This window comes from Pseudomonas syringae pv. coryli str. NCPPB 4273 (genome assembly GCF_000972175.1).
GTDB classification, from domain to species: Bacteria; Pseudomonadota; Gammaproteobacteria; order Pseudomonadales; family Pseudomonadaceae; genus Aquipseudomonas; species Aquipseudomonas syringae.
The window spans coordinates 25,277-40,563 of the sequence record NZ_AWQP01000024.1; the positions used below are offsets into that span (position 1 = coordinate 25,277).

A 15,287-nucleotide genomic window follows, 5' to 3' on the forward strand; every position below is an offset into this window, starting at 1 on the left:
GCTTATAACTTTTTGATCTAAAACTACCATGCCCTCACTGGGTCAGTTTCTGGGTGACTGCACTTTCTCAGTCACCTCCCCAACGGAAACCCGGTAAGGACTTATGTGCGGATTAGCAGGTGAATTACGTTTCGACCATCAACCAGCGGACCTAGCCGCTGTTGAACGCATTACCCATGAGCTGGCGCCTCGCGGCCCGGATGCGTGGGGGTTTCACAGCCAGGGGCCGGTTGCCCTTGGTCATCGTCGCCTGAAAATCATGGACCTGTCGGACGGCTCGGCGCAGCCGATGATCGACAGCAATCTGGGCCTGTCCCTGGCCTTCAACGGCGCGATCTACAACTTCCCCGAATTGCGTGCCGAGTTGGAAAGCCTTGGCTATCAGTTCCATTCCGGCGGTGACACCGAAGTGTTGCTCAAGGGCTATCACGCCTGGGGCGCAGACATGCTGCCCAAGCTCAATGGCATGTTCGCCTTTGCCATCTGGGAACGTGACAGCAAGCAGCTGTTCATCGCCCGTGACCGCCTCGGCGTCAAGCCGTTGTACCTGTCAAAAACCGACAAGCGCCTGCGCTTCGCGTCCTCGCTGCCTGCCCTGCTCAAGGGTGGTGACATCAGCGGGATGCTTGATCCGGTGGCGCTCAACCATTACCTCAACTTCCATGCGGTGGTGCCTGCGCCGCGCACCTTGCTGGCCGGCGTCGAAAAACTTCCGCCAGCCAGCTGGATGCGTATCGACGCCAGCGGCAAGGTCGAACAGAAAGTCTGGTGGACCCTGCCCTACGGCCCGCACGAAGACGAGAAAAACCTCACCCTCGAAGACTGGCGCGACCGCGTACTGGACAGCACGCGTGAAGCGGTAGCGATCCGTCAGCGTGCTGCAGTGGACGTCGGTGTGCTGCTGTCCGGCGGCGTCGACTCGAGCATGCTGGTAGGTCTGCTGCGTGAAGTGGGCGTCGAGGACCTGTCGACCTTCTCCATCGGTTTCCAGGATGCCGGTGGCGAGCGTGGCGACGAATTCCAGTATTCCGATCTGATCGCCAAGCACTACGGCACGCGCCATCACCAGTTGCGTATTCAGGAACGCGAGATCATCGAGCAGTTGCCTGCGGCGTTCCGCGCCATGAGCGAACCGATGGTCAGCCACGACTGCATCGCCTTCTACCTGCTGTCGCGTGAAGTGTCGAAACACTGCAAGGTGGTACAGAGCGGCCAGGGCGCCGATGAGCTGTTCGCCGGTTACCACTGGTACCCGCAAGTCGACGGCGCGAGCGACCCGGTGGCGGCTTACCGCGATGCATTCGTTGACCGCAGCTACGCCGAATACGCCGAGACCGTGCAGCCGAAGTGGCGCACTGCCAATGACGCCGCCGGTGATTTCGTTCGCGATCACTTTGCCCAGCCAGGCGCCAGCGCTGCCGTCGACAAGGCCTTGCGTCTGGACAGCACCGTGATGCTGGTCGATGACCCGGTCAAGCGTGTCGACAACATGACCATGGCCTGGGGCCTGGAAGCGCGCACGCCGTTCCTTGACTATCGTCTGGTCGAACTGTCGGCTCGCATCCCGGGTAAATTCAAGCTGCCGGACGGCGGCAAACAAGTGCTGAAAGAAGCCGCGCGCATGGTCATTCCTTCGGAAGTGATCGACCGCAAAAAAGGCTACTTCCCGGTGCCTGGCCTCAAGCACTTGCAGGGCGACACCCTTAACTGGGTGCGCGAGTTGCTGACCGACTCCAGTCAGGACCGCGGCCTGTTCAACCCTGCGATGGTCGACAAGCTGCTGACCAACCCCGAGGGCCAGCTCACGCCATTGCGCGGCTCCAAGCTGTGGCAACTGGCAGCGCTGAACCTTTGGCTCAGCGAACAGGGACTGTGATCGATGAAACAGAATGCGACGACTTATAGCCAGCGCCTGTTGCGCGGCCAGTCGCCCTCGTACGAACGTCTGCAGGCACGACTCGCTGAAGACGGTAGCCAGATAGATGCAGACCCTCTGGCGCTGCACTGTGGCTGGGGACGTTTGCTGATCGGTCACACCTACCCTGATCCGGCCGCACTGGCTCAGGACCTGCTCAACGAAAAACCCGGCGAGCGCGACATTGCCCTGTATGTGGCAGCGCCGCAACAGGTGTTGGCGCAATCGCCGCAGCAGTTGTTTCTCGACCCGTCGGACACGCTGCGTCTGTGGTTCAGCGATTACCGCCCGGCGCAGCGTGTGTTTCGCGGCTACCGCATTCGCCGTGCGCACAATGAAAACGACTGGCAGGCCATCAACAACCTGTATCTGGCGCGCGGCATGTTGCCCATCGACCCCGAGCTACTGACCCCGCGCCACGAAGGTGGCCCGGTGTATTGGGTGGCCGAGGACGAAGGCAGCAAGACGATCATCGGCAGCGTCATGGGCCTCAATCATCAGAAGGCCTTCAATGACCCGGAGAAAGGCAGCAGCCTCTGGTGCCTGGCGGTTGATCCGCAATGCACGCGGCCGGGTGTCGGCGAAGTGCTGGTTCGGCATCTGATCGAGCACTTTATGAGTCGCGGCCTGAGCTACCTTGATCTGTCGGTGCTGCATGACAACGATCAGGCCAAGGCGCTGTACGCCAAATTGAATTTCCGCAACCTGCCGACCTTCGCCATCAAGCGCAAGAACGGTATTAACGAGTCATTGTTTCTCGGCCCTGGCCCGCAGGCGGACTTCAATCCGTATGCGCGGATCATTGTCGAGGAAGCCCATCGGCGCGGCATTGACGTGCAGGTGGATGATGCGGATGCCGGGCTGTTCACCCTCAGCTATGGCGGTCGTCGCATCCGCTGCCGCGAGTCGTTGAGCGATCTGACCAGCGCGGTGAGCATGACCCTGTGTCAGGACAAGAGCCTGACCCATCGTGCCCTGAAGGCCGCCAGCCTGCGCCTGCCCGCACAGCAAAGGGCGGGCAGCGCAGACGACAATCTGGCGTTTCTCGAAGCGCACGGGCAAATCGTGGTCAAGCCGCTGGACGGTGAACAAGGCCAGGGCGTCGCGGTTGACCTGCGCACCATCGACGACGTGCAGAGCGCCATCGAGCAGGCCCGCCAGTTCGATACTCGCGTGATTCTGGAAAGCTTTCATGAAGGCCTGGACTTGCGCATCGTGGTGATCGGCTTTCAGGTCGTGGCTGCGGCGATACGTCGTCCGGCTGAAATCATCGGTGACGGCCGCCACACCATCAAGCAGTTGATCGAAGCCCAGAGCCGACGTCGCGCGGCAGCAACGGATGGCGAAAGCCGTATTCCGATGGATCAGGAAACCGAGCGCACCGTGCGCGAGGCCGGTTTTGACTACGCCGACATTCTGCCGATGGATCAGCGCCTGGCCGTGCGCCGTGCTGCCAACCTGCACACCGGCGGCTGCCTGGAAGATGTCACGGCCATTCTGCACCCGGTGCTCAGCGACGCCGCGGTGCGCGCCGCGCGGGCGCTGGACATCCCGGTCGTCGGCCTGGACCTGATGGTGCCGGCCGCCGATCAGCCTGAATACGTGTTCATCGAAGCCAATGAACGCGTAGGGCTTGCCAATCACGAACCACAACCCACCGCCGAACGTTTCGTCGATCTGTTGTTTCCGCACAGCCTGCCTGTGCATATCTGATCGCAGCTGCGGGCACGGCTGCAAACGGCGCATCAGCCTTTGCAGCCCGTGGCTTGCAACTGTTCCATAAGGAGCATCCATGACCCCTGCAAATATCCCCGATCCGGATCTGAAATACCTGCAGAAAGTTCTGTTGGAAATGCTCGCGATCCCAAGCCCTACCGGCTTCACCGACACCATTGTGCGTTACGTGGCCGAGCGTCTCGAAGAGCTCGGTATCCCGTTCGAACTGACCCGCCGCGGCACCATCCGCGCCACGCTGAAGGGCAAGCAGAACAGCCCTGACCGGGCCGTATCGGCGCACCTGGACACCATTGGTGCCAGTGTTCGGGAAGTCAAAGACAATGGCCGCCTGGCGCTGGCTGCGGTCGGCTGCTGGTCGAGCCGCTTTGCCGAAGGCAGCCGGGTCAGCGTGTTCACCGACACCGGCGTGATCCGTGGCAGCGTTCTGCCGCTGATGGCTTCCGGTCACGCGTTCAACACCGCCGTGGACGAAATGCCGATCAGTTGGGACCACGTCGAGCTGCGCCTGGATGCCTATTGCACCACCCGCGCCGACTGCGAATCACTGGGCATCGGCATCGGTGACTTCGTGGCTTTCGACCCGCTGCCGGAGTTCACCGAGAGCGGACACATCAGCGCCCGTCACCTGGATGACAAGGCCGGCGTGGCAGCACTGCTCGCCGCCCTGAAATCCATTGTCGACAGCGGTACCGAGCCGTTGATCGACTGCCACCCGCTGTTCACCATTACCGAAGAAACCGGTACGGGCGCAGCCGGTGTGCTGCCTTGGGACGTGAGCGAGTTCGTCGGCATCGACATCGCGCCGGTTGCGCCGGGTCAACACTCCAGCGAGCACGCTGTCAGCGTGGCGATGCAGGACTCGGGCGGTCCTTACGACTACCACCTGTCCCGCCATCTGCTACGGCTGGGCGTGGACAATGAGCTGCCGGTGCGTCGTGACCTGTTCCGCTATTACTACAGTGATGCGCACTCGGCGGTGACCTCAGGGCATGACATCCGCACCGCCCTGCTGGCCTTCGGCTGTGACGCGACGCATGGCTACGAGCGCACGCATATCGACAGTCTGGCAGCGCTGAGCAAGTTGCTCGGTGCCTACATGCTCAGCCCACCGGTATTCGCCAGCGATGCCAAGCCTGCGCAGAGCTCGCTGGAGCGCTTCAGCCATCAGATCGAGCACGATGCGCAGATGGAATCCGATACCCGCGTGCCACCGGTCGACAGCCTGATCGGGCAGAATCGCGAAGAGAGTTGAGGCCCTGTGAATTGCGGTGCGTGGCACCGCAGTTCTATCATCGCCGCTCATCGACACGAGAACCGCCATGCTGATCCCCTACGACCAACTGGAACCTGACACCCTCACTCGCCTGATCGAGGATTTCGTCACCCGTGAGGGCACCGATAATGGCGACGAAACACCGCTGCAAACCCGGGTATTGCGCGTGCGTCATGCGTTGACCAAGGGCCAGGCGGTGATCTTTTTCGACCTTGAGAGCCAGCAGTGTCAGCTGATGCTCAAGCACGACGTGCCGAAGGAGTTTTTCGAGTAGCCCTTACAGGGCCTGAGTCAGGTCATTCACCTGCAACATCGCTTGCTGACAACGCCGCTCACCGAAGCGGCGTTGTTGCCTGCTGCGCAAGCGTCCTGGCGATTCGCTTGTAGACTTCCGCGCGGTGAGCCTTGACGTCTTTCGGGGCATTGATCCCGAGCCTGACCTGATTGCCGTTGATCCCCAGGATCTGCACGGTGATGTCATCACCGATGGAAAACGTTTCGCCAATTTCCCGCGTCAGTACCAGCATTTTTCCCACCCTTGCGTTGCGCAAAAGAGGCAGGGTGCATGGCGGGACACGGCGCTTCAATGCGCTGATAGCAAATCAGTAACGTCCTGCAACAGCACCGGAAAAGACTGAAGGAAACGTCTTACTTTCCGGCGAAATCCGTGGGAAATGTCGTTCGCGACTGTGGTTAATCAAGCGGCGGACCAACGCGGCCCCAGCAGAATGATGGTCGCACCGATGACGCAGAAAGCCAGACCCAGCCAGTCCGTGCCCAATGGCCTGACCCGCTCGACCAGGCCCAGCCAGGCAATCGACGCGACAATGTAGATCCCGCCATACGCCGCATACGCTCGGCCCGCATAAGCCGCCTCCACACGTGTCAGCAACAGAGCAAACACCGTCAGGCTGACAAGCGCAGGAATCATCCACAGCGCGCTCTTGCCCTGGCGTAACCACAGCCAGAAGGCATAGCAACCGAATATCTCGAACAGAGCGGCAAGGAAGAACCACAGGTAATTGAGCATGAAAGGTTCTCGGGACAGGGCTGCAAGATGCGCGCAACCCTATCAGAAAACAGTGCAGTCATGACCTTGATAACCTTGAACACGCAACGCCGTGCCACACAAGAGGACGCAGAGCGTCCGGAAAGGCATGCGACGCAGAGCGTCGCACGATAATGAGTTGTCTGCGCAGACCGACGCAGAGAGTTGCGATTATCGTTCCTCACGCTCCAGCGTGGGAATGCAGTTCTCGACGCTCTGCGTCGCAAAGAGGACGCGGAGCATCCGGGTTGGTCAGGCATGCCCCTTCTGCGCCTTGGCGCGCATCTTGGCGCACATGACGGTCATTTCGTCATACATCGCCTGTGGCTGCTTGCGTTTCATTTCCCAGGCCATACGGCCTTCTTCGTGAGGCAGGATCATGAACTCGCCTTCGCCAACCTGCCTGAAGATGCAGTCGGCGATATCCCGCGCGGTGATCGGCGACTTCTCCAGCAACCTGCCGATCTGCGCTTTCATGGCGGGCGTGGGGCCGCGGAAGGAATCCAGCAGGTTGGTCTGAAAGAACGACGGGCAGACCACATGAACACCAACCCCCTGGTCATGCAGTTCGACCAGCAGACTCTCGGAAAGCGCGACGACCCCGGCCTTGGCGACGTTGTAATTGCTCATCGCCGGGGCCTGCATCAGCGCTGCCATCGAGGCGATGTTGATGATCCGGCCCTTGCTGGCCAACAGCATCGGCAGGAACGCCTTGCAGCCCTTGACCACCCCCATCAGGTTGATCGCGATCTGCCAGTCCCAGTCCTCCAGCGACAACTCGTTGAAGAAGCCCCCGGAAGCCACCCCCGCATTGTTGACGATCACGTCGATGCCGCCAAAGCGCTGTTCACACGCCTGGGCGAACGCGGTGAGCTGGCTGTAATCGCGAACGTCGCAACGCTGCACGAAGCCGTCACCACCCGCCTCGCGTACCAGCGCAAGGGTCTCCTGCAAGCCGGCATCATTGATGTCCGAGAGTGCCAGCCGCCACCCTTCGCGTGCCCAGCGCAGTGCAATTTCACGACCCAGACCTGAGCCGGCGCCAGTAATCATGATGCGGTTTTGCATAGCGAGTGCCTTGTGATGTGCAGGAGTTGCCTGAGTGTAATCACACTAGAAGCACCACAAACCCACCATCAAGACGCTGAATGCCTGGAGCAAACCGCAGCCTTATGAACGCCTGGCTCGGGCCACATAACGGAGCAACAACAGGCCATACACCGACACATTGAGCAGCACGACGATGCCGCCCAGCCAAAGCTGTATACCCGGCGTAAGCCCGGCCGGGTAAATCAGCGGGATCAGATAATGCTCAACGAAGCCCCCGGTATAGCCCTGCCCTCCAGCGTTGCTGCGCAGGGTGTTTTCCAGCGGTGTCAGCGGGCAATAAAGGTGCAGAAACTCGACCGCTGTCCCCCATGCCGCAGCAGGAACGTGCAGCAGCGCCAGCCAGGGCCTTCTCAATACCAGCAGTCCGCCGAACAGGACGAACACAATGAACAGTAGATGAAACACGACCACGGCATCCGCCGCCACTCGATAAACCATCATTGTGTCCTCTTGCGGGCCATGCCTCAGGTAGAAAGTTCGCGTCGCGCAGAGACTTTTCAGGGTCTTTAGTTCAATTGTTTTTAAGACCGATTCAACTGCATCAGGTCAAAAAAACCCGAGTTATTGTCAGACAAAAATACGACAAGCCTCTGATTTTCAATGATTTTCAAATATGTAATAAATTATTTAAAATAGATCGAACCTTTCTCTAACGCCCAGAGTCGGATGAGTCAAGCAGGCTACTTCATACCGTCTGGCATGACGTTTCAACTGCATCTGTTAATTAACACTAATGTAAAGAGGGAACTCACCATGGGCATCGGCACTATTCTTATCATCGTTTTGATTCTGCTGCTAGTTGGCGGTTTGCCAGTATTCCCGCACTCGCGCAGCTGGGGCTACGGTCCGTCGGGCATCATCGGTACGATCCTGGTGATCCTGCTGATTCTGGTGTTGCTCGGCAAGATATGACCTGCTGCTCCACGCAGCAGCGCATGTAGCCAATAAGAAACCCCGCTTTTTCAAGCGGGGTTTTTTATTGCCCATGAAAAAGCAGCCCGAAGGCTGCTTCTCGTTCACAACAACCTGGCCTTAGTGCGAAACCGCACCACTAGCACCCAGCCCCGTCTGCGAGCGGACGAATTGCGGGTAGAACAGAGCGCGCTCGCCCTCCGCCGCTTTCGACTTGTCGGTGATGGAGAAGAACCAGATACCTACGAAGGCAATGGCGATGGAAAACAACGCCGGGTATTCGTAAGGGAAAATGGCTTTCTCGTGATGCAGGATCTGCACCCAGATGGTCGGCCCCAGCACCATCAGCACCACTGCGCTGATCAGGCCCATCCAGCCGCCGATCATGGCGCCACGGGTGGTCAGGTTTTTCCAGTACATGGAGAGCAGCAGGATCGGGAAGTTGCAGCTTGCCGCGACCGAGAACGCCAGGCCCACCATGAACGCGATGTTCTGGCTTTCGAAGGCAATACCCAGAAAGATCGCCACGACCGCCAGGGCAATGGTGGTGATTTTCGAGATACGGATCTCGTCCTTCTCGTTGGCTTTGCCTGCCTTGATGACGCTGGCATACAGGTCGTGAGAAACCGCCGAAGCACCCGCCAGGGTCAGACCGGCAACCACTGCCAGAATGGTGGCGAAGGCGACTGCCGAGATGAAGCCCAGGAACAGACTGCCACCGACCGCATCGGCCAGGTGAACCGCAGCCATGTTGTTACCGCCCAGCAAGGCGCCTGCTGCATCCTTGAACGCCGGATTGGTGCTGACCAGCAGGATCGCGCCGAAACCGATGATGAAGGTCAGGATGTAGAAGTAGCCAATAAAGCCGGTTGCGTAGAGCACCGACTTGCGGGCTTCCTTGGCATCGCTCACGGTGAAGAAGCGCATCAGGATGTGTGGCAGGCCCGCAGTACCGAACATCAGGGCCAGACCCAGCGAGAACGCCGAGATCGGGTCTTTCACCAGCCCGCCAGGGCTCATGATCGCTTCACCTTTGGGGTGAACCTTGATCGCTTCGGAAAACAGCATGTTGAAGTCGAAGTTGACGTGCTTCATGACCATCAGTGCCATGAACGACGCACCGGACAGCAACATCACTGCCTTGATGATCTGCACCCAGGTTGTAGCGAGCATGCCGCCGAACAGCACATAGAGGCACATAAGGATACCGACCAGCACCACCGCAACAGCGTAGTCCAGACCGAACAGCAGCTGGATCAGCTTGCCGGCACCGACCATCTGCGCAATCAGGTAAAACGCCACCACGACCAGAGAGCCGCAGGCAGACAGGGTGCGAATTTCCTTTTGCTTGAGGCGGTACGAGGCCACGTCGGCAAAGGTGTATTTACCCAGGTTGCGCAGGCGTTCGGCGATCAGGAACAGGATGATCGGCCAGCCCACCAGGAAGCCGATCGAGTAGATCAGGCCATCGTAGCCGGAGGTGTAGACCAGTGCGGAAATCCCCAGAAAGGACGCTGCCGACATGTAGTCACCGGCAATCGCCAGACCGTTCTGGAAACCGGTGATCTTGCCACCTGCCGAGTAGTAGTCCGACGCAGTCTTGTTCTTTTTCGATGCCCAGTAGGTGATGTACAGCGTGAAAGCGACGAAGACCACGAACATGACGATCGCGGCGACGTTCAGGGGTTGTTTCTGCACTGCACCCGTCAACGCGTCTGCCGCCCAGAGGGTCGGCGCGAAGGCGGCCAAGCCAAGTGCTGCTGATAGGCGCCGGATCATTGCTGAGCCTCCTTGAGGATCGCGTTGTTCAGGTCATCGAATTCACCGTTGGCACGGCGAACATAGATGGCCGTCAATATGAACGCGGAAAGAATCAGCCCAACGCCTATCGGCATTCCCCAGGTAATGGTTGAAGTAGGACTTAGTTTGGCCCCCAGAATATGGGGTCCGTAAGCGATCAAAAGAATAAAGGCCGCATACAGGCCAAGCATGATCGCCGAGAGAATCCAGGCGAAACGCTCTCTTTTGGAGACCAGCTCCTTGAAACGGGGGCTGTTTTGAATCGAGAGGTAAATGCTGTCGTTCATTGTTTTTGTCCTCGCAGCACAGATGAGATGTCACGTAACGCACTTTAGTCGGGTCCGGCGCGCACTCCAGACGACCTTAGTATTAGAACGACATTAGCTGTGGATACCTCTTCTCGCACGGCCTGGACCCACCGGCAGTCGGTCGCACGGAAAATACTCCGGGGCAGAAAAACAAAAGGCCGTCTGGCGATAACACCAGACGGCCTTGAGAAGGGCTATTCAGACACTTTGCGACTATTTGGCAGTCCATGCGGCGACGCGGTCCGGGTGCTTGGCGACCCAGTCCTTCGCTGCAGCTTCAGGTTTGGCGCCGTCCTGAATCGCCAGCATCACCTCACCGATTTCATCCTTGGATGCCCACTGGAATTTTTTCAGGAAGGCCACGACTTCAGGAGCTTTCTTCTCCAGCCCCAGGCTGCCAACGTTGTCGACGGTTTCAGCCTCGCCGTAGACACCTTTCGGGTCGTCCAGGAAACGCAGTTTCCATTTGGCGAACATCCAGTGCGGCACCCAGCCGGTGACCACGATGGCTTTTTTGTCCTTCTCGGCACGGGTGAGCTCGGCGATCATGCCCGCGCCGGAACTGGCCTGCAGCTTGTAGCCGTCCAGCCCATAGTCCTTGATGGCCTGATCGGTTTTGAGCATCACGCCCGAACCGGCATCGATCCCGGTGATCTTCTTTTTGAAGGAATCATCGGTCTTGAGGTCTTCAATGCTTTTGGCCTTGACGTATTCAGGCACGATCAGGCCGATCTTGGCGTCCTTGAAATTGGGCCCGTAGTTGACGACCTGATCCTTGTACTTGGCGTAGTACTCGCCATGTGTACCCGGAAGCCACGCAGACAGCATGAGGTCGAGCTTGTCGGTTGCCACCGCCTGCCACATGATCCCCGCGGCGACAGACTGCAACTTGACGTCATAACCAAGCTTTTGCTTGATCACTTCGGAGGCCACGAAGGTAGTGGCGACACTGTCGGACCAGCCTTCCACATAGCCAATGGTCAGGGTCTTGGTTTCGGCGATCGCCAGCGTGGAGCTGACCGCAAGTACCAGAGCGGCACCCGCCCCCAGTATTTTTCGCATCATCATTGTCGCTTCCCCGGAAGTTTGCACCGACGGTTGTCGGGGCATGGTTAACGTTGTTCTCCAGACCGCCCCCGCGCCCGACCTTGGGGCACGCGGCGCCTTGCACGTTTTTATCGCTGCCACGCGCAATCAAACGCACCGCAACGCCACCCTGATCATCGACCTGCACGACAGGCAGGCATGCTCTGTCTGCGACACTGGGACAACGGGAAACGACAACAACGAGCCATCAACGACAACGCACAGCGAAAAACGCCTGAAGCTGGCCATTAGCGGCAGGGGCACACCTTTATGCCCATAGGAGAACGCCCTTCGCCATACCATCGTCGTATAGACGACACAGACTTGCGGCGCACCACTCTGGCTCGTGCTACGAAGGAAACACGATGTGTTACCGCAGCTTTACGATCACCACCGCGAACAGGTAACACGGAAACATTTTTTCCGGCTCTATGACCACGCGCCAACCATCAAAATTCACAAGCCACTGATTTAAAAGAGTTTTCAAAAACTGGCACGGGTCCTGCTATATCTCTGGTACAACAAAAACAACAAATGATGCAGCAAACCAATAAAAACAATACGTAACGGCTCTGACACAACAAGAACAAAACGGACAGAGGCGCAGCTAACAGATTTTTTTGGAGTGGATCAGCTTTACAGGGACCTTTCAGTGAAAGGCCTCGCGACCGGACCGAGAACAATAAAACTACCGTCAGGTAGCTCCAGAACCGGTGGGATCACGCCGTTGTGCAGGCAGGTGATTAAAGTGAATCAGCGCTCAAAAAAATACGTTTGCTCTTGACCCCGCATGGGGGTCGCACAACAACGCTGTAAAGGGACTGGTCGCCAACAACAATAACAGGCCGCCCTATAACAATAAAAAGAGCACGTGAACCACATTGGAGGAGAGCTACGGCTCTCCTTTGTGCTTTCCGCAAGTCGGAAAATTCGTCTCCAGGCCATGGCCTGCCCATCATCACCAGCCGTGCAAACGTCGCTTTGGGGCAGCAGATACACGAGTCATACAAAAATAAACCGCATATCTGCATTGCAAAATCCAAAGAACGTGTATTGTTCCGTCATATTTACAGGGTTAACCGGTGGATGGGGCACTTTGGCACTACACCTTGGTCATAGCCTGCGTATCTCATCAGCACTTCTTTCCCAAGGGATTTAGTCATGCTCCGTTTTCTGCGCCTCGCCACCGTTATAGGTGGCTTGTGTTTAAGTGCGTCCGCTCTGGCAACCAACGTCGACTCTGCCACCTATGGCTACCCGCTGACTAATCCGTTTGAAGCGACCATTGCGACCACACCGCCCGATCTGCGCCCCGATCTGCCTGACGATGAAGATATCGATCAGGATGTTTACACCCTGAACCTGCACCCCGAGCGCGAGTTCACCCTGCCCGACAACTTCTGGGCGGTGAAAAAGTTGCACTATCGCCTGGCCAAACAGGACCACGCTGCTCCGCTGATCTTCCTGATCGCCGGCACCGGCGCGCCGTATAACAGCACCATCAATGAATTCCTGAAAAAGCTCTATTACGGCGCGGGCTACCACGTGGTGCAGCTGTCTTCGCCCACCAGCTATGACTTCATGAGCTCGGCCTCGCGCTTTGCGACTCCTGGCGTCTCCACCGACGATGCAGAAGACATTTATCGCGTGATGCAGGCCATTCGGGCTCAGCAGGCGCAATTGCCGGTAACCGACTATTACCTGACCGGTTACAGCCTCGGCGCACTGAATGCTGCATTCGTCAGCAAGCTGGACGAAACCCGTCGCAGCTTCAACTTCAAGAAAGTCCTGCTGCTCAACCCGCCGGTCAATCTCTACACCTCGATCAGCAACCTCGACAAACTGGTACAAACCAACGTCAAGGGCATCAACAACACCACCACGTTCTATGAACTGGTGCTGGCCAAGCTGACCCGCTACTTCCGCCAAAAGGGTTACATCGACCTCAACGATGCACTGCTGTTCGACTTCCAGCAGTCCAAGCAGCACCTGACCAACGAACAGATGGCGATGCTGATCGGTACCTCGTTCCGCTTCTCGTCGGCTGACATCGCGTTCACCTCCGACCTGATCAACCGTCGCGGTCTGATCACGCCACCGAAATTCCCGATCACCGAAGGCACCAGCCTGACGCCGTTCCTCAAGCGTGCTCTGCAGTGCGACTTCGATTGCTACCTGACCGAACAGGTCATCCCGATGTGGCGCGCACGCACCGACGGCGGTAGCCTGCTGCAACTGGTCGACCAGGTCAGCCTCTACGCGCTCAAGGACTACCTGCACAGCAACACCAAGATTGCCGTCATGCACAACGCCGACGACGTGATCCTGGGCTCGGGTGACCTCGGCTTCCTGCGCAAGACCTTTGGCGATCGCCTGACCGTTTACCCGTACGGCGGGCATTGCGGCAACCTTAATTACCGCGTCAACACCGACGCCATGCTGGAGTTTTTCCGTGGCTAAACGTCTTTTACTTCTTGCCGCTCTGCTCTGTGCCGGCACAGTCCAGGCCGCTGACGCGGATACCAGCAACAAGGCTCAGCACCCGGCCACTGTGGCCCGTCAGACCGATGCTGATGGTTTCACTCAGCCACTGAAGTCGCTGCAATTCAACCCGGGGCTGGATCAGCGTGAATTCGAGCGCGCCTCCATCAACGCGCTGGAAGTCTATGATCCGCTGGAATCCTGGAACCGCCGGGTTTACCACTTCAACTACCGTTTCGATGAATGGGTATTTCTGCCGGTCGTGGACGGCTACCGCTACATCACCCCCGGCTTCGTACGCAGCGGCGTGAGCAACTTTTTCAGCAACCTGGGCGATGTCTCCAACTTGCTGAACAGCCTGCTGCAGTTCAAGGGCGAGCGCTCGCTGGACACCACTGGCCGTCTGCTGCTCAACACCACCATCGGCATCGCCGGTCTGTGGGACCCGGCGACCATGATGGGCCTGCCGCGCCAGAGCGAAGACTTCGGCCAGACCCTGGGCTTCTACGGCGTCCCTGCAGGGCCTTATCTGGTGTTGCCATTGTTCGGTCCATCGAACGTGCGTGACACCGGCGGCATGCTGTTCGACTACACGGCTGAAAACCAGATCAACTTCCTCAACGTGGCTGAAGTCAGCAGCGACCATCCGGAAATCACCGTGTTGCGCGCCGTTGACCGCCGTTACGTCACCAGTTTCCGTTACGGCCAGCTCAACTCGCCGTTCGAGTATGAAAAAGTGCGCTACGTCTACACCGAGTCGCGCAAGCTGCAGATCGCCGAATAAGCGTAACGCGGCAAAACGACGGCCAGCCGGAGTGATCGGGCTGGTCGTTTTTTTTGGCACTTTTACCTGCCTGGCCAATCACATGGCTCAAGGCAAACGCCTCCGTCATCAACAGACAAAAAGGAATTTCCATGCGCTCTTTCGGTTTCAAGGCAATGGCTGTGTGTGTCGCACTGGCAGCATGTCAGAGCATGCTCAGCGCTCAGGCTGCCACCAAGCCGCAGGCCGCTGCGCCCGCTGCTGCGGTGCAAAAGGCTTCGCTGCTGGGCGGCAAACTGGCCTTCACCATCCCTGCGGGCTACGTACAGGGCGAGATGCCCGAGATTGATGCAAAAGCCAAGGCTCAGGGTGTGACGGGGTCGCTCTACACCAATGCGGCCGAAAAGCGCGTGCTGATCGTTACCGAAACACCTATGCCAATGGGCGTGCAGGCCAACGATAACGACGGCGCAGTACTTGATGGGCTGGTCACCGGCATCCTTGCCCAGCAGAGTACCGGCTACAAGGACTTCAAAAAGCTGGGCGACAAGAAGATCGTCAAGAAGAACGGTCTTGGTGTGCGTCAACTGGACACCTCGGCGACCATGAGTGACGCTCAGGTACTGAGCACATCGATCGTCGCTGCATCGGGTAGCCGCGCAGCCGTGCTGAACGTGGTCTCCAATGCGAAGAATCCGAAAGAGCATGCTGCGCTGGTGAAGACTGTCATCGGCCAGTGATCTGCGGACCGGTCCGCCGGTCCGATGTGGCTCAATTCACCCGCAACACGCCGGATAACCGCTCGACCAGGGCCTGAACCCTGGCAGATCGCCCACGAAACCCTTATTAGTGAA

15 protein-coding genes are annotated in these 15,287 nt (G+C 58.5%); 8 read left to right on the top strand and 7 right to left on the bottom strand.

Going from position 1 to position 15,287, the window contains the following annotated elements; all coding sequences use genetic code 11:
- Positions 1–103: 103 nt before the first annotated feature.
- The 4 genes from P406_RS12190 to P406_RS12205 all read left to right on the top strand — a co-directional run bounded on the left by P406_RS12190 (position 104) and on the right by P406_RS12205 (position 5,199).
- The gene (locus tag P406_RS12190) at positions 104–1,876 is read left to right on the top strand and encodes an N-acetylglutaminylglutamine amidotransferase (RefSeq protein ID WP_003402540.1); all 1,773 of its coding nucleotides are present in this window, start codon (positions 104–106) and stop codon (positions 1,874–1,876) included.
- A gap of 3 nt (positions 1,877–1,879) precedes the next feature.
- Positions 1,880–3,628, top strand: coding sequence for an N-acetylglutaminylglutamine synthetase (ngg, locus tag P406_RS12195; RefSeq protein WP_046236292.1), 1,749 nt, complete (start codon positions 1,880–1,882; stop codon positions 3,626–3,628).
- A gap of 79 nt (positions 3,629–3,707) precedes the next feature.
- A complete protein-coding gene (locus P406_RS12200) occupies positions 3,708–4,904 on the top strand; it encodes an osmoprotectant NAGGN system M42 family peptidase (protein WP_046236293.1) in 1,197 nt (398 codons plus the stop codon).
- Between the two features lie 67 nt (positions 4,905–4,971).
- A complete protein-coding gene (locus P406_RS12205; protein WP_003314533.1) occupies positions 4,972–5,199 on the top strand; it encodes a YheU family protein in 228 nt (75 codons plus the stop codon).
- Positions 5,200–5,257: 58 nt separating this feature from the next.
- Here the strand turns inward: P406_RS12205 and csrA are convergent, their stop codons facing one another.
- The 4 genes from csrA to P406_RS12225 all read right to left on the bottom strand — a co-directional run bounded on the left by csrA (position 5,258) and on the right by P406_RS12225 (position 7,521).
- Positions 5,258–5,452 carry a carbon storage regulator CsrA gene (gene csrA / locus P406_RS12210; protein WP_046236294.1) on the bottom strand — a complete coding sequence of 65 codons (195 nt, stop codon included), beginning with the start codon at positions 5,450–5,452 and terminating at the stop codon, positions 5,258–5,260.
- 170 nt (positions 5,453–5,622) lie between these two features.
- Positions 5,623–5,955 carry a YnfA family protein gene (locus P406_RS12215; protein ID WP_046236295.1) on the bottom strand — a complete coding sequence of 111 codons (333 nt, stop codon included), beginning with the start codon at positions 5,953–5,955 and terminating at the stop codon, positions 5,623–5,625.
- 270 nt (positions 5,956–6,225) lie between these two features.
- Complete coding sequence (locus tag P406_RS12220; RefSeq protein WP_046236296.1) at positions 6,226–7,041, bottom strand: SDR family oxidoreductase; 816 nt, start codon at positions 7,039–7,041, stop codon at positions 6,226–6,228.
- A gap of 102 nt (positions 7,042–7,143) precedes the next feature.
- A complete protein-coding gene (locus P406_RS12225) occupies positions 7,144–7,521 on the bottom strand; it encodes a DUF2784 domain-containing protein (protein WP_046236341.1) in 378 nt (125 codons plus the stop codon).
- A 315-nt stretch (positions 7,522–7,836) separates the two neighbouring features.
- Between P406_RS12225 and P406_RS12230 the strand changes: the two genes are divergently transcribed.
- Positions 7,837–7,995, top strand: a complete 159-nt coding sequence (locus P406_RS12230; protein WP_002552554.1) for a DUF3309 family protein — start codon at positions 7,837–7,839, stop codon at positions 7,993–7,995.
- A gap of 120 nt (positions 7,996–8,115) precedes the next feature.
- On the opposite strand, the gene P406_RS12235 is transcribed toward P406_RS12230, so the two are convergent.
- From P406_RS12235 to P406_RS12245, 3 genes are all read right to left on the bottom strand, one after another.
- Positions 8,116–9,774 carry a cation acetate symporter gene (locus P406_RS12235; protein ID WP_003402531.1) on the bottom strand — a complete coding sequence of 553 codons (1,659 nt, stop codon included), beginning with the start codon at positions 9,772–9,774 and terminating at the stop codon, positions 8,116–8,118.
- Entirely contained in the window at positions 9,771–10,082 is a 312-nt protein-coding gene (locus P406_RS12240; protein WP_003314526.1) for a DUF485 domain-containing protein, read from the bottom strand. Before P406_RS12240 ends, P406_RS12235 begins: the two co-directional genes overlap by 4 nt.
- Before the next feature lie 234 nt (positions 10,083–10,316).
- Positions 10,317–11,171, bottom strand: a complete 855-nt coding sequence (locus P406_RS12245) for a glycine betaine ABC transporter substrate-binding protein (protein ID WP_046236297.1) — start codon at positions 11,169–11,171, stop codon at positions 10,317–10,319.
- Between the two features lie 1,179 nt (positions 11,172–12,350).
- Between P406_RS12245 and mlaY the strand changes: the two genes are divergently transcribed.
- The 3 genes from mlaY (at position 12,351) to P406_RS12265 (ending at position 15,173) form a co-directional block, all read left to right on the top strand.
- A complete protein-coding gene (gene mlaY, locus P406_RS12255) occupies positions 12,351–13,649 on the top strand; it encodes a lipid asymmetry maintenance lipase MlaY (protein WP_003363327.1) in 1,299 nt (432 codons plus the stop codon).
- Positions 13,642–14,454 carry an MlaA family lipoprotein gene (locus tag P406_RS12260; protein WP_003412714.1) on the top strand — a complete coding sequence of 271 codons (813 nt, stop codon included), beginning with the start codon at positions 13,642–13,644 and terminating at the stop codon, positions 14,452–14,454. The genes mlaY and P406_RS12260 overlap by 8 nt, the downstream gene beginning before the upstream one ends.
- 131 nt (positions 14,455–14,585) lie before the next feature.
- Positions 14,586–15,173, top strand: coding sequence for a DcrB/PsbP domain-containing protein (locus P406_RS12265; protein ID WP_046236299.1), 588 nt, complete (start codon positions 14,586–14,588; stop codon positions 15,171–15,173).
- Positions 15,174–15,287: the final 114 nt, after the last annotated feature.

What these genes read in the sequence shown, in the direction of transcription:
- P406_RS12230 (WP_002552554.1), top strand. Translation starts at nt 7,837, where the DNA reads ATGGGCATCGGCACTATTCTTATCATCGTTTTGATTCTGCTGCTAGTT.
- P406_RS12190 (WP_003402540.1), top strand. Translation starts at nt 104, where the DNA reads ATGTGCGGATTAGCAGGTGAATTACGTTTCGACCATCAACCAGCGGAC.
- mlaY (WP_003363327.1), top strand. Translation starts at nt 12,351, where the DNA reads ATGCTCCGTTTTCTGCGCCTCGCCACCGTTATAGGTGGCTTGTGTTTA.
- P406_RS12240 (WP_003314526.1), bottom strand. Translation starts at nt 10,082, where the DNA reads ATGAACGACAGCATTTACCTCTCGATTCAAAACAGCCCCCGTTTCAAG.
- csrA (WP_046236294.1), bottom strand. Translation starts at nt 5,452, where the DNA reads ATGCTGGTACTGACGCGGGAAATTGGCGAAACGTTTTCCATCGGTGAT.
- P406_RS12220 (WP_046236296.1), bottom strand. Translation starts at nt 7,041, where the DNA reads ATGCAAAACCGCATCATGATTACTGGCGCCGGCTCAGGTCTGGGTCGT.
- P406_RS12225 (WP_046236341.1), bottom strand. Translation starts at nt 7,521, where the DNA reads ATGGTTTATCGAGTGGCGGCGGATGCCGTGGTCGTGTTTCATCTACTG.
- P406_RS12215 (WP_046236295.1), bottom strand. Translation starts at nt 5,955, where the DNA reads ATGCTCAATTACCTGTGGTTCTTCCTTGCCGCTCTGTTCGAGATATTC.
- P406_RS12245 (WP_046236297.1), bottom strand. Translation starts at nt 11,171, where the DNA reads ATGATGATGCGAAAAATACTGGGGGCGGGTGCCGCTCTGGTACTTGCG.
- P406_RS12265 (WP_046236299.1), top strand. Translation starts at nt 14,586, where the DNA reads ATGCGCTCTTTCGGTTTCAAGGCAATGGCTGTGTGTGTCGCACTGGCA.
- P406_RS12205 (WP_003314533.1), top strand. Translation starts at nt 4,972, where the DNA reads ATGCTGATCCCCTACGACCAACTGGAACCTGACACCCTCACTCGCCTG.
- P406_RS12200 (WP_046236293.1), top strand. Translation starts at nt 3,708, where the DNA reads ATGACCCCTGCAAATATCCCCGATCCGGATCTGAAATACCTGCAGAAA.
- P406_RS12235 (WP_003402531.1), bottom strand. Translation starts at nt 9,774, where the DNA reads ATGATCCGGCGCCTATCAGCAGCACTTGGCTTGGCCGCCTTCGCGCCG.
- ngg (WP_046236292.1), top strand. Translation starts at nt 1,880, where the DNA reads ATGAAACAGAATGCGACGACTTATAGCCAGCGCCTGTTGCGCGGCCAG.